18 protein-coding genes and 1 pseudogene are annotated in these 17,673 nt (G+C 65.1%); 7 read left to right on the top strand and 12 right to left on the bottom strand.

The features are described from left to right. Positions 1–22 precede the first annotated feature (22 nt). The gene (locus tag ABIA40_RS35065) at positions 23–349 is read left to right on the top strand and encodes a winged helix-turn-helix transcriptional regulator (protein WP_404545802.1); all 327 of its coding nucleotides are present in this window, start codon (positions 23–25) and stop codon (positions 347–349) included. A gap of 158 nt (positions 350–507) precedes the next feature. Here ABIA40_RS35065 and ABIA40_RS35060 read toward each other — a convergent pair whose 3' ends face one another. The 4 genes from ABIA40_RS35060 to hemH form a co-directional block, all read right to left on the bottom strand. Further along, positions 508–951, bottom strand: coding sequence for an NfeD family protein (locus ABIA40_RS35060; protein WP_157282872.1), 444 nt, complete (start codon positions 949–951; stop codon positions 508–510). Between the two features lie 25 nt (positions 952–976). Continuing rightward, positions 977–1,966: an SPFH domain-containing protein gene (locus ABIA40_RS35055; RefSeq protein WP_157282875.1), complete on the bottom strand. Its 990-nt coding sequence runs from the start codon at positions 1,964–1,966 to the stop codon at positions 977–979. A 342-nt stretch (positions 1,967–2,308) separates the two neighbouring features. Continuing rightward, positions 2,309–3,286, bottom strand: coding sequence for an ABC transporter substrate-binding protein (locus ABIA40_RS35050; RefSeq protein ID WP_404545799.1), 978 nt, complete (start codon positions 3,284–3,286; stop codon positions 2,309–2,311). Positions 3,287–3,296: 10 nt separating this feature from the next. Then, positions 3,297–4,334, bottom strand: a complete 1,038-nt coding sequence (hemH, locus tag ABIA40_RS35045; protein ID WP_404545797.1) for a ferrochelatase — start codon at positions 4,332–4,334, stop codon at positions 3,297–3,299. Between the two features lie 83 nt (positions 4,335–4,417). On the opposite strand from hemH, the gene ABIA40_RS35040 reads away from it, so the two are divergent. Further along, positions 4,418–4,816 carry an MAPEG family protein gene (locus tag ABIA40_RS35040; RefSeq protein WP_275510673.1) on the top strand — a complete coding sequence of 133 codons (399 nt, stop codon included), beginning with the start codon at positions 4,418–4,420 and terminating at the stop codon, positions 4,814–4,816. Positions 4,817–4,823: 7 nt separating this feature from the next. Here the strand turns inward: ABIA40_RS35040 and ABIA40_RS35035 are convergent, their stop codons facing one another. From ABIA40_RS35035 to ABIA40_RS35020, 4 genes are all read right to left on the bottom strand, one after another. Then, a complete protein-coding gene (locus ABIA40_RS35035; RefSeq protein WP_404545795.1) occupies positions 4,824–5,261 on the bottom strand; it encodes an acyl-CoA thioesterase in 438 nt (145 codons plus the stop codon). A 170-nt stretch (positions 5,262–5,431) separates the two neighbouring features. Beyond that, complete coding sequence (locus tag ABIA40_RS35030) at positions 5,432–6,556, bottom strand: nickel/cobalt transporter (RefSeq protein WP_198399689.1); 1,125 nt, start codon at positions 6,554–6,556, stop codon at positions 5,432–5,434. After that, positions 6,553–7,191 (bottom strand): DUF1007 family protein, encoded by a 639-nt coding sequence (locus ABIA40_RS35025; RefSeq protein ID WP_157282893.1) that lies wholly within the window; start codon positions 7,189–7,191, stop codon positions 6,553–6,555. The genes ABIA40_RS35030 and ABIA40_RS35025 overlap by 4 nt, the downstream gene beginning before the upstream one ends. Beyond that, entirely contained in the window at positions 7,191–9,272 is a 2,082-nt protein-coding gene (locus ABIA40_RS35020; RefSeq protein WP_404545793.1) for a M3 family metallopeptidase, read from the bottom strand. The genes ABIA40_RS35025 and ABIA40_RS35020 overlap by 1 nt, the downstream gene beginning before the upstream one ends. 136 nt (positions 9,273–9,408) lie before the next feature. On the opposite strand from ABIA40_RS35020, the gene ABIA40_RS35015 reads away from it, so the two are divergent. The 5 genes from ABIA40_RS35015 (at position 9,409) to ABIA40_RS34995 (ending at position 14,239) form a co-directional block, all read left to right on the top strand. Then, positions 9,409–9,663, top strand: a complete 255-nt coding sequence (locus tag ABIA40_RS35015; protein ID WP_035997726.1) for a hypothetical protein — start codon at positions 9,409–9,411, stop codon at positions 9,661–9,663. A gap of 673 nt (positions 9,664–10,336) precedes the next feature. Next, positions 10,337–11,479: a type III PLP-dependent enzyme gene (locus ABIA40_RS35010; protein WP_157282899.1), complete on the top strand. Its 1,143-nt coding sequence runs from the start codon at positions 10,337–10,339 to the stop codon at positions 11,477–11,479. A gap of 134 nt (positions 11,480–11,613) precedes the next feature. Further along, positions 11,614–12,201, top strand: a complete 588-nt coding sequence (locus ABIA40_RS35005; RefSeq protein WP_271545740.1) for a GNAT family N-acetyltransferase — start codon at positions 11,614–11,616, stop codon at positions 12,199–12,201. 147 nt (positions 12,202–12,348) lie between these two features. Next, positions 12,349–12,738 (top strand): RidA family protein, encoded by a 390-nt coding sequence (locus ABIA40_RS35000; protein ID WP_271546501.1) that lies wholly within the window; start codon positions 12,349–12,351, stop codon positions 12,736–12,738. Positions 12,739–12,796: 58 nt separating this feature from the next. Next, positions 12,797–14,239: a homospermidine synthase gene (locus ABIA40_RS34995; RefSeq protein WP_271545741.1), complete on the top strand. Its 1,443-nt coding sequence runs from the start codon at positions 12,797–12,799 to the stop codon at positions 14,237–14,239. Between the two features lie 132 nt (positions 14,240–14,371). Here ABIA40_RS34995 and ABIA40_RS34990 read toward each other — a convergent pair whose 3' ends face one another. From ABIA40_RS34990 to ABIA40_RS34975, 4 genes and pseudogenes are all read right to left on the bottom strand, one after another. Beyond that, the gene (locus tag ABIA40_RS34990) at positions 14,372–14,704 is read right to left on the bottom strand and encodes a hypothetical protein (RefSeq protein ID WP_198399690.1); all 333 of its coding nucleotides are present in this window, start codon (positions 14,702–14,704) and stop codon (positions 14,372–14,374) included. A gap of 100 nt (positions 14,705–14,804) precedes the next feature. Further along, positions 14,805–15,522, bottom strand: a pseudogene (locus tag ABIA40_RS34985) (MgtC/SapB family protein). Between the two features lie 31 nt (positions 15,523–15,553). After that, positions 15,554–16,573, bottom strand: a complete 1,020-nt coding sequence (locus ABIA40_RS34980) for a WD40 repeat domain-containing protein (protein ID WP_271546503.1) — start codon at positions 16,571–16,573, stop codon at positions 15,554–15,556. Beyond that, positions 16,573–17,622 (bottom strand): GTP-binding protein, encoded by a 1,050-nt coding sequence (locus ABIA40_RS34975; RefSeq protein ID WP_036036600.1) that lies wholly within the window; start codon positions 17,620–17,622, stop codon positions 16,573–16,575. The genes ABIA40_RS34980 and ABIA40_RS34975 overlap by 1 nt, the downstream gene beginning before the upstream one ends. Positions 17,623–17,673 lie beyond the last annotated feature (51 nt).

The following is a 17,673-nucleotide window of genomic DNA, read 5'->3' as shown; positions in this document are numbered from 1 at the left end:
TAGCAGGACGCAAGAGGTGACCATGGCGAAACGGGCGACAACAGCAGAACGCAGCGTCCGCGGTTCGCGTACCGGGCGGCCGATCATGGCTTTGCTCGACCTGCTCGGCCGGCGCTGGGCCTTGCGGATCCTGTGGGAGTTGCGCGGAGAGCCCCTCACCTCGCGCGTCCTGCGCAGCGCCTGCGACGAGGCCTCGCCCACGGTGCTGCAGGCCCGGCTGACCGAGCTGCGCGAGGCGGGCTTCGTGGAGCTGGGCGACGGCGGAGGTTACGGACTGACACCGCTGGGCCGGGAATTGTGCGAGACCTTCATGCCGCTGCACAGGTTTGCGGAGCGATGGAGGAGGTGAGACGGCGCTCTCCCTCTCCCCGTTCTTGCGGGGAGAGGGTCGGGGTGAGGGCCTCTCTCCACGCTTGAGATTCTCGAGGGACCTGTACCCCCTGACGCGGACTGCATCTGCGATGCAATCCGACCTCTCCCCGCAAGCGGGGAGAGGTGAAGAAGGGGCTACGCCGCGGCGACCGTCAGGTTGGCGCCGTCGACCTGTACCACCTTCACCCGCGTGCCCGCCGGCGTATCGGGCCCAGCCACGCGCCATACCGTGTCGCCGATGCGCACGGTGCCGGTGCCGTCGATGATCGGCTTCTCCAGCGTGAACTCACGGCCGAGCAAGGCTTCACTGCGCTTGTTGAGGAACGGGCTGGCACTAGCCTCCGGCTTCGGCTTGGCGAGACGGCGCCAGATCGGCACGGCGGCGGCGGCGAAGATCGCGAACATCACGAGCTGGATCTGCCAGGAGATCGCAGCCGCGAACGAGATCAGGCCGACCAGCAGCGCAGCGAGCCCGAGCCAGAACAGGAAGATGCCGGGCGCCAGCACCTCCAGCGCCATCAGGATGAAGCCGAGGATCAGCCAGTTCCAGTTGCCGAGCGATACGAACATGTCGGTCATGACACGACCTCTGTGAATAGTCCCGTTACTGCTGCGGCACGAACGGCGGTGTCGGGCCCGACGACGGTACCGATCCCCCGCGGCGGGCGGCGGTCGCCGCGCTCTCCCCGAACGTGGCCTTCGCAATTTCGCCGATGCCGGCGAGCGAGCCCAGCATGCTCATCGCTTCGACCGGAAGCATGATGACCTTCTGGTTCGGCGAGTCGGCCAGTTGCCCGAATGCCTTGATATACTTGTCGGCGATAAAATAGTTTAGCGCAGCGACATCGCCCTTGGCGATGGCCTCGCTGACCATTTGCGTGGCCTTGGCCTCGGCTTCCGCCGACCGCTCGCGCGCCTCGGCATCGCGGAAGGCGGCCTCGCGGCGGCCTTCCGCCTGGAGGATCTGGCCCTGCTTGGCGCCCTCGGCGCGCAGGATCTCGGACTGGCGTTGGCCTTCGGCCGCGAGAATGTCGGCGCGCTTGACCCGCTCGGCCTTCATTTGCCGCCCCATGGCTTCGACCAGGTCGGCGGGCGGCACGATGTCCTTGATCTCGATGCGGTTGACCTTGACGCCCCAGGGCGAGACCGCGGCGTCGACCACACGGAGCAGGCGCTCGTTGATTTCGTCGCGGTGCGACAGCACCTGGTCGAGGTCCATCGAGCCCATCACCGAGCGGATGTTGGTCATGGTGAGCACCGTAATCCCCTGGTTCAGGTTGGCGACCTCGTAGCTCGCCTTGGCGGCATCGAACACCTGATAGAAGGCGACGCCGTCCACCGTCACGGTGGCATTGTCCTTGGTGATCACCTCCTGCTCGGGAATGTCGATCACCTGCTCCATCATGTTGATCTTGCGCCCGACGCGATCGAAATAGGGCACGATCAAATTGAGCCCGGGGCTCAGCGTCTGGGTGTATTTGCCGAACCGCTCGATGGTCCAGTCATAGCCCTGCGGCACCGTCTTCACGCCGGCGACCAGCGTGACGATGACGAGCAACACCAGAACAATCGCGAAAATGTCGAAGCCGCTCATATCTCCTCCAAGCCGGGACAGGAAGTCAGGAAAAAGCCCTTTCCGGCGCTGTCATTGGTCGGGATCACGATCCTACCGGTTCAGCGGTCGCAATTCACGTCGGTATCGGAGCAATTCCACACAAGACGCACAGCAGAGAACGGTCGCGATATGTATTTGCGACAGGCTCTTGAAAGCGCGCGGGCGCAGGCCTAAAGCGCGATACGATCAGGATGAATCGTCATCGCGCTTTAGGTTATTGTTTGAGCATGATCTTTTCGGAAAACCGCTTCACACTTTTCCGGTTCATGCTCTAGCAGCGGAAATTAACGAATTCGGGCGAGGCGTCCGTCATGGACGGGTTCATTCGATCACGTCATTCGCAATTGCAAGCAGGCCCGGGGAAAGCGTGACGCCGAGCGCTCTCGCCGCCTTCAGGTTGAGCGCGAGCTCAAACTTGGTGGGATTCTGCACCGGCAGGTCGGCCGGCCGTGCGCCCTTCAGGATCCGGTCGATATAGTCCGCGGCGCGGCGAAGCTGCTCGACGCTGTCGGTGCTGTAGGACATCAGCCCACCCTCGTCGACGAAGGTGCGGCTCCAGAACACCGCGGGCACGCCCGCCTGTGCGATCGCCGAGAGCAGTTGCGCGCGGTTGGCCATGGTGAAGAAGTCCGGCAGGACCAGCAGCCCATCGGACTTGCGCGAGGCCAGCGCCGCGATCGAGGCCGCGTCATGCACCGGCGCGGGCTCGACCGTCATATGGAGCGCGCGGCCGGCATCCTCGATGGTGCGCAGCATCAGGGGCGCGAATGGCGCGGTGGCGGGATTGAAGACGACCGCAACGCGGGACACCTTCGGCGTGACCTGTGTCAGCATCTCCAGCCATTTGCCGGCCAGCGGACCATCGTAATCGGTAAAGCCTGTGAGGTTGCCGCCGGGATGCGCGAGGTTTTCGACAATGCCCTGGCCGACGGGATCGGTGACGACGGCGAACACGATCGGGATCGTCGTGGTGCGCCGGCGCAGCTCTTCGACCGAGGGTGTGCCGACCGCAAGCAGGATGTCGGGCTTGAGCGCGATCAGCTCGTCGGCGAACTGCGCGATGCGGGCGCGGTCGCCGCCGCCGCTGCGCCAATCGACCTTGAGATTGTCGCGCTCCTTCCAGCCTTGGCCGGCGAGCGCTTCGATCAGGGCCATGCTGCGCGTCTGGCCGATCGCATCGTCGGCAGCCGTGACCGAGAGCACGCCGAGCCGCCGTGTCGCGTTCGGCTGCTGCGCCAGGGCCGGGGCCGGCAGCGCCGCGAGCATCCCAAGAAGCGCCAGGCACCGGCGGCGGTTCATGGGACGCCCATCAGATCCAGCCCTGGAGCTCGCGCAGCACCAGGGTGCGGATCACGTCCATGCCCGGTCCGCTGTCGTTGAGGCAGGGGATCGCGGAGAACTGCTCGCCGCCATTGTGCTTGAAGATCTCCGCGTTCTCCTGCGCGATCTCCTCCAGCGTCTCCAGGCAGTCGGCGGAAAAGCCCGGCGTCACCACCGCGATGCGGCGCACGCCCTCTTTGGCAAGCCGCTCCATGGTCTTGTCGGTATAGGGCTGCAGCCACTCGTCGTTGCCGAAGCGCGACTGGAAGGTCAGCAGCAGCTTGGTCTCGTCCATGCCGAGCCGGCGGCGCAGCGCCTCGGTCGTCGCGATGCAGTGCTGCTGATAGGGATCGCCCTTGTCGACATAGGCTTTCGGCATGCCGTGGAAGGATGACACGATCAGCTCCGGCTTGAAGGACAGCGTCGCCAGATGGCCCTCGATCGAGGCGGCGAGCGCCTCGATATAGGCTTCGTCGTCATAGTAGGGCGGCGTCACCCGCAGAGTCGGCTGGTTCCGCAGCTGCGCGAGCACGCGGAAGACTTCGTCGCAGACGGTCGCCGAGGTCGAGGCCGAATATTGCGGATAGAGCGGCACGGCCAGGATACGCTCGCAGCCCTTCGCGATCAGCGCGGCGATGCCCGACTTGATCGACGGATTGCCGTAGCGCATCGCCCAATCGACGACGACGTTGTCGCGGTCCGACAAGGCGGCCGCGAGCTTGTCGCTTTGCGAGCGGGTGATGGTTTTCAGCGGCGACTCGTTCCGCTCATTGTTCCAGATCTTCTGGTAGTCGAGCGCCTTGGTGCGCGGACGGCTGCGCAGGATGATCCCGTTCAGCACCAGCTTCCAGATCAGGCCCTGGTCCTCGATGACGCGGGCGTCGCTGAGGAACTCCTTGAGGTAGACCCGCACGCCGGGAGCATCGGCCGTATCAGGCGTTCCGAGATTGATCAGGAGCACGCCGACGCGCGGCAGGGCGGATCGGGTGGCCGGTTTCGCGGTCTCGAGGGGGAGGACGCTGTTCATGACCGGTTGGGTCGCGCGTTGGTCCGAACTTGTCAAGATGAGCCGGGGTTCGCTAGGGTCGCACCCAAGCGGGGGGAGGCAGGATGACACTCGCGGAATGGTGCGTCTTCGGAGCGCTGCTGCTCTATCTGTCAACGATCGTCTCGGTCAAATGGATCAGGTTTCGCCACTTCGACAATTCCCGGCCGCGCGACCCCGCCTTCTATGAGGACGCCCTGTCGCAACGCGCGCTCGGCGCGCACCAGAACGGCATCGAGACGTTTCCGTTCTTTGCGTTCGCGGTGCTGCTCGCCGAATACAGGGAAGCGCCGCAGCGTCTGATCGACGAGCTCGCGGCGCTGTTCCTGATCGTTCGGATTGCCTATGTGCTGACCTATCTTGGCAACCGGCCGACGCTGCGTTCGATCCTCTGGAGCATCGGCTTTGCGATCAATCTCGGCATCTTCTTCATGCCGGCGTTGAAACGGTTTCTGCCGGTGTGAAACGGCCTCACGCCGACAGATGCCGCTCGCGCGTTCCAATCAGCGCCCGCATCGATGCCGGGATCGTGACCGGACGATGGGTCTTCTGGTCGGTGTAGACCCAGACGATCTCGCCGGTTACCAGCGCCTCAGTGCCGCCCTTCCGGAAGATGGCGAGCTCGAACAGGAGGCTCGAATTGCCGATCCGCGCCACGCGCGCGCCGACGTCGAGCTCCCAGTCGAACCTAACAGGCGCCTTGTACTCGATCAGCGATTTGACGACGTGGAAATCGATGCCGCTCGCCTTTGCATCCGCATATTGGTCGAAGCCCAGCGCGCGGAAATATTCGGTGATGGTGGTGTCGAAATAAGTCAAATAATGCGCGTTGAAGACGACGCCCTGGCCGTCGATCTCGGAATAGCGCACCCGGAACGGATGGAAGAACCAGAAATTTTCGCGCGACATCTTAACTCCCCCGACCGAGATATATGCCCGTCATTGCGAGGAGCCCTTGCGACGAAGCAATCCAGACTGCCGCTGCGGAGAGCTTTCTGGATTGCTTCGCTGCGCTCGCAATGACGGAGCAAGGCGCGCAAACCGTCATTCTCAATTAGCGCCGCGAAGTGCAGATGCCCCTAGAAACACGTGGTCCGTTCGGCGGCGATGTAGCCGAACAGGAGGCCGACGCCGAACAGCAGGACCAGACCCGCGGCGCCGAACTCGATGCCGCGCATGAACAGCGCGCCACCGCCGTCGCGGCCGGCGCTGAGGCGCGCGGCGATGTCCTTGGCGGAGACGGCGACGACAGCAATGGCCGCCACCGTGATCGCGGTGCCCAATCCCATCAGGAAGGTCGCAGCGATCCCTGCCCAGAACAGGCCCTGCGCCAGCGCGAACACCAGGACCAGGATCGCGCCCGAGCAGGGGCGGATGCCGACGGTCAGGATCGCAGCGAAGCCGCGCCGCCAGCCGCCGGGGCCGGCGAGTTCGCTTGGCGTCGGTCCGTGGGAATGGCCGCAATGCTCGTCATGAACGTGGTCGTGCCCATGGTGATGGTGAGCGTGGCCGTGGCCATGGTGGTGATCATGGCCGTGATCGTGGTGATGATGATCATGCCTATCACGATGATGGTGATGATCGTGATCATGGTCGTGCGGCACGCCTGCGATCGCCGGCACCGGCTGGGCGGCCTGAAACGCGCCGATGAAGGTGCGGCCTTTGACCCAGACCAGGCGCAGGCCGAACAGCGCGATCAGGGCGTAGCTCGCAATCTCGATCACGCCTTCCGCCTTGCACATCGTCTTGGCCGTCGCATTCAGCACCCAGGCCGAGATGCCGACGATGAGGATCGCGACCAGCGACTGCATCAGGGCCGAGGCAAAGGACAGCGCGATGCCGCGCCGCGCCGTCTCGCGGTTGGCGACCAGATAGGACGCGATCACGGCCTTGCCGTGGCCGGGACCGGCGGCGTGGAAGATACCATAGGCGAACGAGATGAAGAGCAGCGTCCACACCGCCGACCCATCGGACTTCGCGGCGCGGATGGTTGCCGACATCTGCCGATAGAATTCCGACTGCTTGGCCAGGAGCCAGCCGATGAGGCCGCTCGCTTCAGGCTCGGCCGCCTGCGCCGGTCGCGGTGCGCCGAAAGGGTTTTGCGCGAGAAGATCGTGAAGCGCTGCATCAGTCACAGCCACGACCAGCAGCACAGCGGCAGAGGTGAGCAGCCCGCGTGCGAGCGGAGAGAGTTGCGGCTTCAAGGGCAATCCACCGTGATCTTGTTGGCGAACATCATGCCGAAATTCGAGTTCTCACCGTTCAGGAAGGTCTGTTCGTTCAGCTTCTGCGCGCTCGCGGTGCCGTCGTTCGGCCGTTCCAGCTTCATCTGGCAGCCCGCAGGCGCACCGACCAGCTTGACCGGACTGTCCTTGGCCATCTGGAAGTCGATGAAGAAGGAGCGGTCGAACACTTCGAGCACCAGCTGCCTGGGCTTGACCGGGTTCTTCAGCGGCAAGGTGAAGTGCAGGGTCAGCACCGTGTCCTTGTAGTCGAGGAAATAGTCGACCGGCTCCTGGAACCGCTCCTTCTTGCCGTCGGCTTTTGCGAAGGTGAAGTAGGCGTATTCCTTCAGCGACTCGACATTGGTCTGCGCCAGGGGCTTGAGCTCCTCACTCGTGTAGGTGCCCTTGGTCTTGCTCTCGAGCCCCTGCACCGCATAGGCCGAGAACATGTCGTCGAAGGTCCAGGCATGGCGCACGCCGGTGATGCTGCCATCGGCGGCATACAGCAATTCGCTGGTCGCGGTGATCCAGACATGCGGATGAGCGCTCGCCGCGCCCGCGGCGAGCGTCATCGCGGCGGCGAGCAGGCATCCGAACAGGGCGCGCATGCTCATCAGGCTGCCCTGGCGTCTTCGAGCAGGCCGCGGCGGCGGAGCAGCGCATCCGGCTCCGGCGGACGGCCGCGGAAGGCCTCGTAGGCGGCTTCCGGATCGACCGATCCGCCCGACGAATAGATGTCGTCGTGCAGGCGCTTGGCCACGGCGGGATCGAAGATGTCACCGGCCTCCTCGAAGGCGCCGAAGGCGTCGGCGTCCATCACCTCCGACCACATGTAGCTGTAATAGCCGGCGGCGTAGTGGTCGCCGGTGAAGATGTGGCCGAATTGCGTGGGCCGGTGACGCAGCGCGATCTCCTCGGGCATGCCGATCTTCTCCAGCTCGCGCCGCTCGAAGGCGCGGACATCCTGCGCGGCGGCAGCCGGCTGGGTGTGGAATTCCAGATCAACCAGCGCCGAGGAGACGAACTCGACCGTGGCAAAGCCCTGGTTGAATTTTCGCGCGGCGAGGAAGCGTTGCAGCAGGTCGTCCGGCAGCGGCTCGCCGGTCTGGTAGTGGCGGGCGAACTTCTGCAGCACCTCGGGCCGCTCCTGCCAGTGCTCGTAGAGCTGCGACGGCAGCTCGACGAAGTCGGTGAACACGGAGGTGCCCGACAGCGAGGGATAGGTCACGTTGGAGAGCATGCCGTGCAGGCCGTGGCCGAACTCGTGGAACAGGGTGCGGGCATCGTCGGGCGACAGCAGCGACGGCTCGCCGCCGGCGCCCTTGGCGAAATTGCAGATGTTGAGAACCAGCGGCGCGACGTCGCCGTCGAGCTTCTGCTGGTCGCGCAGCGAGGTCATCCACGCGCCGGAGCGCTTGGACGGTCGGGCGAAGTAGTCGCCATAGAACAGCGCCTTGTGCTTCCCATCCGGCCCCTTCATCTCCCAGACCCGGACGTCGGGGTGCCAGACCGGAACGTCCCTGCGCTCCTCGAAGGTGACGCCGAACAGGCGCGTGGCGCAGTCGAAGGCGGCGGCGATCATGTTGTCGAGACCGAGATACGGCTTGATCGCGGAATCGTCGAAATTAGCGCGCTGCAGACGCAGCTTCTCGGCGTAGAAGCGCCAGTCCCAGGGGGCGAGCTTGAAATTGCCGCCCTCCTCCGCGATCAGCGCCTGCATCTCGTCGCGGTCGGCGAGCGCCCGCGCCCTCGCGGGCTTCCAGACTCGCTCCAAAAGGCTGCGCACCGCACCCGGCGTCTTGGCCATGGAATCCTCGAGCCGGTAGGCGGCGTAGGTCGGATAGCCCAGCAGCCCGGCGCTCTCCTCGCGCAGCTTCAGGATCTCGACAATGGTCGCATTGTTGTCATTGGCGTTGCCGTTGTCGCCGCGCGCGATGAAGGCCTTGTAGACCTTCTCGCGGAGGTCACGCCGGGCGGAGCTCTTCAGAAACGTTTCGACCGAGGAGCGCGACAGCGTGACGATGGCCTTGCCTGCCATGCCGCGCTCTTCCGCCGCAGCCTTGGCGCTGGCGACGAAGCTCTCCGGCAGGCCCTGGCGATCGACCTCCCCAAGCTCCAGGAACCAGTCCTGCTCGTCGCCGAGCAGATGGTGGCTGAAGCCGGTGCCGAGCTGGGCCAGCCGCTCGTTGATCTCGGCCATCCGGGTCTTGGCCTCCTCGGAGAGGCCGGCGCCGGCGCGGTGGAAGCGGGTGTAAGTACGTTCCAAGAGGCGGAGCTGCTCGGGCGTGAGACCGAGACCCGCGCGGTTCTCGTGCAGATGGGCGATGCGGCCGAACAGCACGGCGTTCATCATGATCGGATTCCAGTGCCGCGCCATCCGCAAGGAAACCTCCTTGTCGATCTCGAGGATGGCCGGGTTGGAATGCGCCGAGACGAGGTCGTAGAAGACCGCCGCGACCTTGCTCAGGAGCTTGCCTGAGCGCTCCAGCGCCGTAATGGTGTTGGCGAAATCTGGTGCCGCGGGATCGTTGGTGATCGCCGCGATCTCGGCGGCGTGGTCGGCGAAGGCCTGCTCGAAGGCCGGCAGGAAATGCTCCGGCTTGATCTCGTCGAAAGGCGGGGTCGCGAACGGCGTCACCCAGGCCTTCAGCAGCGGATTGGTCTCGGCGTCCGTAGTTTGGCGGGGTTCTGACATCACAAGTCCCGGATTTCGTGGCTCGATTGTTGCGGCCAGCTATAGCACGCGTGGGGCTTTTTTGGGCCGTTTGCCCTTGCCCCCAGCCTCCTTTTCGGGGAGATTGCGGCCCTCGAAGCCAGGACCCTCTGAAGCCATGAACGCGCCTTCTTCATCGTCCCGCCAGATTGTCTGGTCCAGCGTCATCACCGTCATCAGCGCCGCCATCTTGATCGGCGCGGAGGTGTTCGGCGCGGCGTTTGCCGGCGGCTGGGCGCTCGCGATCCTGTTCGGGCTCGGCGACCAGGGCGCCCATATCCTGCAGGCCGTGCTGTTCGCACTCGGCGTGCTCGTGATGACCGCCTTCATCCGCGGCGCTCAGCGCATCGAGCCCTTCACCAAGCGCGGCTGACGCGTCTCGCGCACGGGCAGCACGCGCAGCGCGGCGAAAACTTAACGCGCGTTCATCTTCCGCGGCGCTCGCGCAACAGCGCGCAAGCAGATGTTAGGCAATCCTGTCCGCAGCCTAAAAAAATTCTTGCGAACCAGAGTCAAAACGCTTATGTGCGGACTTGCCCAATTTCGCACGTGCCTGTGGTCGTGTGTCAGTCGGTAGGTATCCGGACAAGAGGCCGGACAGCCGCCAAGGGGTGAAGAAGCCGAGGGGCTCTTCGGAAGTGCGGAAGTCGAGACTGAAACGTCGAGCGACCGAAGCAAACCCGGAGCGCCCAGCATCTCTCTCAAAGAGATGCCATGTCGAAGGTGACTTCACTCTTTGCAACCGTGACTGGCAGCCGGAGGCGAACCGGCGCACCCCGCTCTCAACGGGGGACGCGACTTAAAGCAACGACGGATCGGGCTTTTTTGGTCTCTACCGGCAGTCCAACGCCGGCGCGGGCTACTGAAAAGGCTTGTCCTTCATTGCCAGGTGAGCGGGCGGGAAACTCTCCCAACCAATCCACGGCAGCACAGTCTGGTTTGAGTTTTTTGGCCTCGGCGCGCCTCCATCGCGCGATGCGGCCGAAGCACTCTCATCAGACGTCACGTTGATACGGCTCCCGTCGCTGGGACCGTTGGAGAGTGCCATGACCGAACGTATCCAGGAATTCCTGCGCAACCGCCGCAACGAAGGCCTCGACACCGAGCCGTGCCTCGTCGTCGACCTCGAGGTCGTGCGCGACAATTACCAGAGCTTCGCCAAGGCGCTGCCCGACAGCCGCGTGTTCTATGCCGTCAAGGCGAACCCGGCGCCGGAAGTGCTGGCCCTGCTGGCGTCCATGGGCTCCTGCTTCGACACCGCCACGGTCGCTGAGATCGAGATGGCGCTGGCTGCGGGTGCGACGCCCGACCGCATCTCCTTCGGCAACACGATCAAGAAGGAGCGCGACATCGCGCGCGCCTTCGCGCTCGGCATTCGCCTGTTCGCGGTCGATTGCGCCGCCGAGGTCGAGAAGGTCGCTCGTGCCGCCCCCGGCGCGAAGGTGTTCTGCCGCATCCTCTATGACTGCGCCGGCGCCGAGTGGCCGCTGTCGCGCAAGTTCGGCTGCGACCCGGAGATGGCGGTCGAGGTGCTCGACGCCGCCAAGCGCCTGGGCCTGGAGCCGTGCGGCATCTCCTTCCATGTCGGCTCGCAGCAGCGCAAGGTGAAGGCGTGGGACCGTGCGCTGGCGATGGCCTCGCAGGTGTTCCGCGACTGCGCCGAGCGCGGCATCAACTTGTCCATGGTCAACATGGGCGGCGGCTTCCCGACCAAGTACCTGAAGGACGTGCCGCCGGTGGTGACCTACGGCCGCTCGATCTTCCGCGCGCTGCGCAAGCACTTCGGCAACCAGATCCCGGAGACCATCATCGAGCCGGGCCGCGGCATGGTGGGCAACGCCGGCATCATCGAATCCGAGGTCGTGCTCATCTCGAAGAAGAGCGATGAGGACGAGGTGCGCTGGGTGTACCTGGACATCGGCAAGTTCGGCGGTCTCGCCGAGACCATGGACGAGTCGATCCGCTACGCCATCCGCACCCGTCACGACGGCGCGGACATGACCCCGTGCGTGCTCGCAGGTCCGACCTGCGACAGCGCCGATGTGCTGTACGAGAAGACCCCGTATCCGCTTCCGGTGACGCTCGAGATCGGCGACAAGGTGCTGATCGAAGGCACCGGGGCTTATACGTCGACCTACTCGTCGGTGGCGTTCAACGGCATTCCGCCGCTGCGGACGTACCACATCTGATCCGCCTCTGTTTTCCAGAGGCCTGACGAACCCGGGAGCCGGTCCGCCGGCTCCTCATCCAACATCTCGATTTCTGACGACGTCTTGGACAGGCGTGCTGTGCGCACGCCGCTTCAAGCGGGGACTGACGTGCCATGACTGCTCATCGGAAGCCGCAAATTGCCCTCACCTCGAAAGCCGCTCCGTTCGTGATCCGTGCGGAACGTGCTGGAGACGTCGCGACGCGTGAGGCGCTGCTCGATGCCTGCTTTGGCGAGAACCGCCATGGCCGCACCTGCCAGCGCCTGCGCGACGGACGCGCGCCCGCCGCAGGCCTTGCCCTGTCGGCGATGCGCGAGGGCAAGCTCGTGGGAACCGTGCGGCTGTGGCATGTCAGCGCCGGAGGCAGGCCCGCTCTGGTCCTCGGACCGCTGGCGGTCGACCCTGCCTGCCGCGAGCTCGGGATCGGCGCCGCGCTGATGCATCAAGCGCTGGCTGCCGCCCGGGCGCGCGGGCATCACGCCGTGATCCTGCTCGGCGATGCCCCCTATTACGCCCGCTTCGGCTTCACAGCCGAGAAGACCGCCGGGCTGTCGCTGCCCGGCCCGTTCGAGCGCAACCGCCTGCTGGCGATCGAGTTCACTGATGGCGCGCTCGATGGCGCCGCCGGGATGATTGTCCCGACCGGCGCGGCCCTGCCCAAACGGAGGTCGGTTCGCGCGCCTGAGGCGCACGCGGCCTGAGGGATCGCTGGGGTAGGTACAACCGCAGCCGCATCGAGCCAGCAACGCCCTGCCGCGCCTGCGCGAGGCCCGTTCCTTTGGGGTTGCGCAGGCGCCGGAAACGCCCTTTAACCCCGCGAAACACCCCTTCAGTCGAGGCCCATGACCATGTCCCGTCGCCTGATCTCCACCGGCTCCCCGCTCGAGAAGACTGTCGGCTACAGCCGTGCCGTGATCGACGGCGAGTTCGCCTTCGTCGCGGGAACCACCGGCTATGACTACACCACGATGACGATGCCATCAGATGTCACGAGCCAGTCACGCAACTGCTTCAAGACCATCGCAGCCGCCCTGCAGGAGGGCGGATTCGAGATGGCCGATATCGTCCGTGCGACCTATTACGTGACCGACGCCAGCTATATCGATGCCCACTTCGCCGTCTGCGGCGAGGTCCTCGGCGACATCAGGCCGGCGGCGACGTTGCTGGTCGTCTCTGCCCTCGCCAGGCCCGAGATGAAGGTCGAGATCGAAGTCACCGCCAAGCGCCGCAGCATCTGACAAGCGCCGCAGCGCCTGATCCATCCTCACTGCCAGCACGTTCCGGAGAATCCATCCCATGAGCCCTCCCTCGCAGATCTACGCGAAGATCACCGGACCCATCGTCATGGTCGGCTTCGGCTCCATCGGCAAAGGCACGCTGCCCCTGATCGAGCGGCATCTCGACTACGACAAGTCGCGCATCACCGTGCTCGATCCCAAGGACGAGGGCCGCAAGGCGCTTTGTGAGAAGCACAATGTCCGCTTCATCCAGAAGGGCCTGACCAAGGACAATTACCGCGAGGTGCTGACCCCGCTGCTCACCGAGGGCGGCGGCCAGGGCTTTTGCGTCAATCTGTCAGTCGATACCGGCTCGACCGACATCATGGAGCTCTGCAACGAGCTCGGCGCGCTCTACATCGACACCGTCAACGAGCCCTGGCTCGGTTTTTATTTCGATTCCTCGAAGGGTCCGGAAGCGCGCTCAAACTATGCGTTGCGCGAAACGACGCTGGCCGCCAAAAAGGCCCGTCCCGCCGGCTCGACCACGGCCGTGTCCTGCTGCGGCGCCAATCCCGGCATGGTCTCCTTCTTCGTCAAGCAGGCGCTGCTCAATGTCGCCGCCGATCTGAAGCTCAATGCACCCCGGCCGAAGACCAAGGGCGAATGGGCGGATTTGATGCGGCAGGCCGGCATCAAGGGCATCCACATCGCCGAGCGCGACACCCAGCGCTCGAAGAAGCCGAAGGAGCCTGACGTCTTCGTCAACACCTGGTCGGTGGAAGGCTTCCTGTCCGAAGGCATGCAACCATCCGAGCTCGGCTGGGGCACCCACGAGAAATGGATGCCCGAGAATGCGCACACCCATGAAGCCGGCTGCGGCGCCGCCATCTACCTGATGCAGCCCGGCGCCAACACGCGCGTGCGCACCTGGTGCCCGACCCGCGGAGCCCAGTACGGCTTCCTGGTCACCCATAACGAGTCGATCTCGATCGCCGATTACTTCACCGTGCGCGATGCGTCGGGCAAGGCGATCTACCGGCCGACCTGCCACTATGCCTACCATCCGGCCGACGATGCCGTGCTGTCGCTGCATGAAATGTTCGGCCGCGCCGGGAAGATGCAGGAGAAGCACCACATCCTCGACGAGAACGAGATCGTCGACGGCATCGACGAGCTCGGCGTGCTGCTGTTCGGCCATGACAAGAACGCCTATTGGTTCGGCTCGCAGCTGTCGATCGAAGAGACCCGCGAGCTCGCGCCCTACCAGAACGCCACCGGCCTGCAGGTGACCTCCGCCGTGCTCGGCGGCATGGTCTGGGCGCTGGAGAACCCGAACGAAGGCATCGTCGAGGCCGACGAAATGGATTTCGAGCGCCTGCTCGAAATTCAGCTGCCCTATCTCGGTCCGGTGAAGGGCTTTTATACTGAGTGGACGCCGCTGACGGATCGTCCGGGACTGTTCCCGGAGGATATCGACAGCAGCGATCCCTGGCAGTTCCGGAATATACTGGTGCGGTGAGGCGGGGCTCTCTCCGCCCGTCATTCCGGGGCGACGCGTGGCGTCGAGCCCGGAATCCATCGGGCGGCAGACTCTGCGGGTAAATGGATTCCGGGTTCGCGCTTCGCGCGCCCCGGAATGACCGGAAAAAAACTACTTCTTCTCCATGGGCGGCGCGATCTTCTCGGCCGGCGCTGGCGGCAGCGCTGGCCTGGTCGCCGCGCCCTGAGTCTGCGGATCCGGCCGTGCCGGCTCGGGGGCCGGCGTCGTCGGGCGATCACCGCCGGGCTTCGCCTCCGCGGGCACCTTGCTCTGTTCGTCGGACGGGGTGCCCTGGAGCGGGGGCGTCGCCTGCGCCAGCTGCATGCGGCTTTCGGCGCGGATTTGCGCCAGGGACATCACCGACACCGCAACGCCTGCTGCGAACAGTGCACCAGCGATTGCCAGGTTGAGCTTCAGTGTGCGCTTGTCATCTCGGCCGGGCATGTCGATCACCGCCTTTGTTCGCGGGATCAACGAAACTGGGGCGCGCCGGTTCCGGAACCGAAAACGCGCGGAACCCACCGGCACGCGCCAAAACGCCGCGCTACTCGGTCGTGCTGACTTCCCAGGTTGCATGCCGCACGCCCCGGCAGATGCTGCAGATCGGTCACGACGGCGTTCAGCTCGTTCGGGTCGACCGCGGTCGCAACCAGCTTGGCGGCGATCTCGAGAATATCCTCGCTGATCTCGGCGACTTCGATATCGGCCACGGCATATTTCGCCGCTTCGAGCTTGTCGACGAGGCGGTCGCGCATGTCGGGCAAGGCGTCGGCCGCAACCGCGAGCTTGAAATAGTAGGTCGCCTCCAGCGCCTTCTCGTTCAGCGGGATGCGGTTGATGGCGTTGACCAGCGGGCGCAGCATGGTGTTGCCGGCGATGACGAACACGGTCAGTGCGGCCGCCTGTGCGATCATGTCGGCGCCGGCACAGGAGCCGACCGCGGCCGAGGCCCACAGGGTCGCCGCGGTGTTGAGCCCGCGCACGTCCATGTCCTGCTTCATGATGACGCCGGCCCCCAGGAAGCCGATGCCGGAGACGACATAGGCGATCACCCGGACCGCGCCGTCGGCGCCGTCCAGCTGCATGGCGAGATCGACGAAGGCAGCAGCGCCCACCGCGACCAGCACGTTGGTGCGCAGGCCGGCGGTGCGCTGGCGGTATTGCCGTTCGGCGCCGATGAGCGTGCCCAGCACGAAAGCCGTGATCAGGCTGACCAGGGTGTCGCCAAAGTCGGCAAGCTGGAAGGTCGTCAGAAATCGCATGGTTCCCTATACGGCGGGGAACCATGACAGATTAAAGCTCGAGCAGACCGCCGTCCCCATTTTCGTCGGCAAAAGCCAGCAGCGTGCCCTTCGCATTCCAGCCGATCGCGGCCACGGGCGGCGTGCCGTTGCGGCGGACCAGGATCTCCGCGCCATCCTCCAGCCGGACCATCAGCACCGTACCATCGCTGTAACCGGCGGCGAGAATGTCGTTCTTGGGATGACAGGCGACCGCGGAGACGCGCGCCTGCAGCGGCGCGAGCATCGCGGGCTCCTTGCCCATCGGACCGTCCTTGCTGCCGAACGGCCAGATGATCACCGTGTCGGCGCCCGAGGTCGCCAGCCCCTTGCCGCCGGCGCTCCACGACATCGAGCGGACGCGGCCCGGATAGCCGGTCATGCGCATGTGTCTGTTGTCGGCGAGCCGCCAGCCGTGCAGCGCCGGCTCGTGCATCGCGGTGACCAGGAATTTGTTGTCGGGGCTGAAGGTGACCGCGTGATGCGAGCCGGCCCAGGGCAGGAATTCGGCCGATCCCGCCATGTTCGGAAACCACAGCGTCACGCCGTTGTAATGCGCGATAGCGAGCCGCAGGCCCTTCGGCGCGAAGGCAAGGCCGCCGACGGTCGAGGGCACGTCGATCGACTTCTCCTCGGCCTTGCCGCTCTTGACGGTCGCGGTCTTGCCGGCCGACCAGGCGAAGGCGCCGTCGGCGTGCAGCGCCACCGCGTCGATCCAGCGCCGCTTGGGATCGGTGGCGAGCAGCGTCACCTCGCCCTTGGCATCGAGCGAGACGACCTTGCCGTCGTCGCCGCCCATGACGAGGCGCTTGCCGTCGGAGGCGGTCGAGAGAATGCCGCCGCTATGCACGGCAACCGTGGTGATCTCGCAATTGGCATCGACGAATGCGACGTTCTCCTCGCCGCCGACGAAGGCGGCGCGATCCTTCAGGAAATGCACCGAGGTCACTGCCATGCCGAGCGCAATCGGCTTGACGCGGTCGGTGACGGAAACGATCGAAGCGGACTCGGGCGCGGGCGTAAACTCTTTCATCACGAGACGATGCAGCTCTCGAAACCCTTGCGGATCGCCTCTTCGGGCAATTCGCGGCCGATGAAGACGAGGCGGCTCTCGCGCGGCTCGCCCTCCTTCCACTTCCGCTGGTGGTTGCCCTCCAGCATCATATGGACGCCCTGGAAGACGTAGCGGTCGTCGTCGTCGTGGAAGGCGAGGATGCCCTTGGAGCGCAGGATCTTGCCGCCCTCGACCTGCACCAGGTTCTGCAGCCAGGGCATGAACACGTTGGGATCGAGCGGCTTGTCGGTCTTGAGCGAGAGCGACTGCATCTCCTCGTCGTGATAGTGCTTCAGGCCGTGACCGTGATCATGGTGATGGTGATCGTGGCCGTGATGATGGTGATGATCATGATCGTGGTCATGATCGTCGGCCTCCAGGAAATCAGGCTCGATGTCGAGGATGCGGTCGAGATCGAACGCGCCGCGGTCGAGCACGTCGGCCAGCGCCACCGCGCAGCGCTCGGTGCGATGCAGCTTCGCATACGGATTGATGCCGCGGATACGGGCCTCGACCTCGGCGAGCTCGCCCTTGTTGACGAGGTCGGTCTTGTTCAGAACGATGACGTCGGCAAAGGCGATCTGGTTCTTGGCCTCGGGTGCATCCTTCAACCGGTCGGACAGCCATTTGGCGTCGGCGACCGTCACGACCGCATCGAGCCGGGCGTTCTTCTGCACGTCCTCGTCGACGAAGAAGGTCTGCGCGACGGGCGCCGGATCGGCAAGGCCGGTGGTCTCGACGATGATGGCGTCGAACTTGCCCTTGCGCTTCATCAGGCCGTCCATGATGCGGACGAGGTCGCCGCGCACGGTGCAGCAGATGCAGCCGTTGTTCATCTCGAATACTTCCTCATCGGCGCCGATGATGAGGTCGTTGTCGATGCCGATCTCGCCGAATTCGTTGACGATGACGGCGTATTTCTTGCCGTGGTTCTCCGACAGGATACGGTTGAGCAGCGTGGTCTTGCCGGCGCCGAGATAGCCGGTCAGCACGGTCACGGGAATCTTCTGGGAGGTCGCGTCAGACATAACAACTCCGGACTTCAAGGCTTTTTCGCGCGACGCGAGGCGGGTGGCCCC

The sequence above is a fragment of the Bradyrhizobium sp. USDA 223 genome (assembly GCF_044909005.1).
GTDB classification, from domain to species: Bacteria; Pseudomonadota; Alphaproteobacteria; order Rhizobiales; family Xanthobacteraceae; genus Bradyrhizobium; species Bradyrhizobium yuanmingense.
This window is presented reverse-complemented; position numbering and strand designations above follow the sequence as displayed.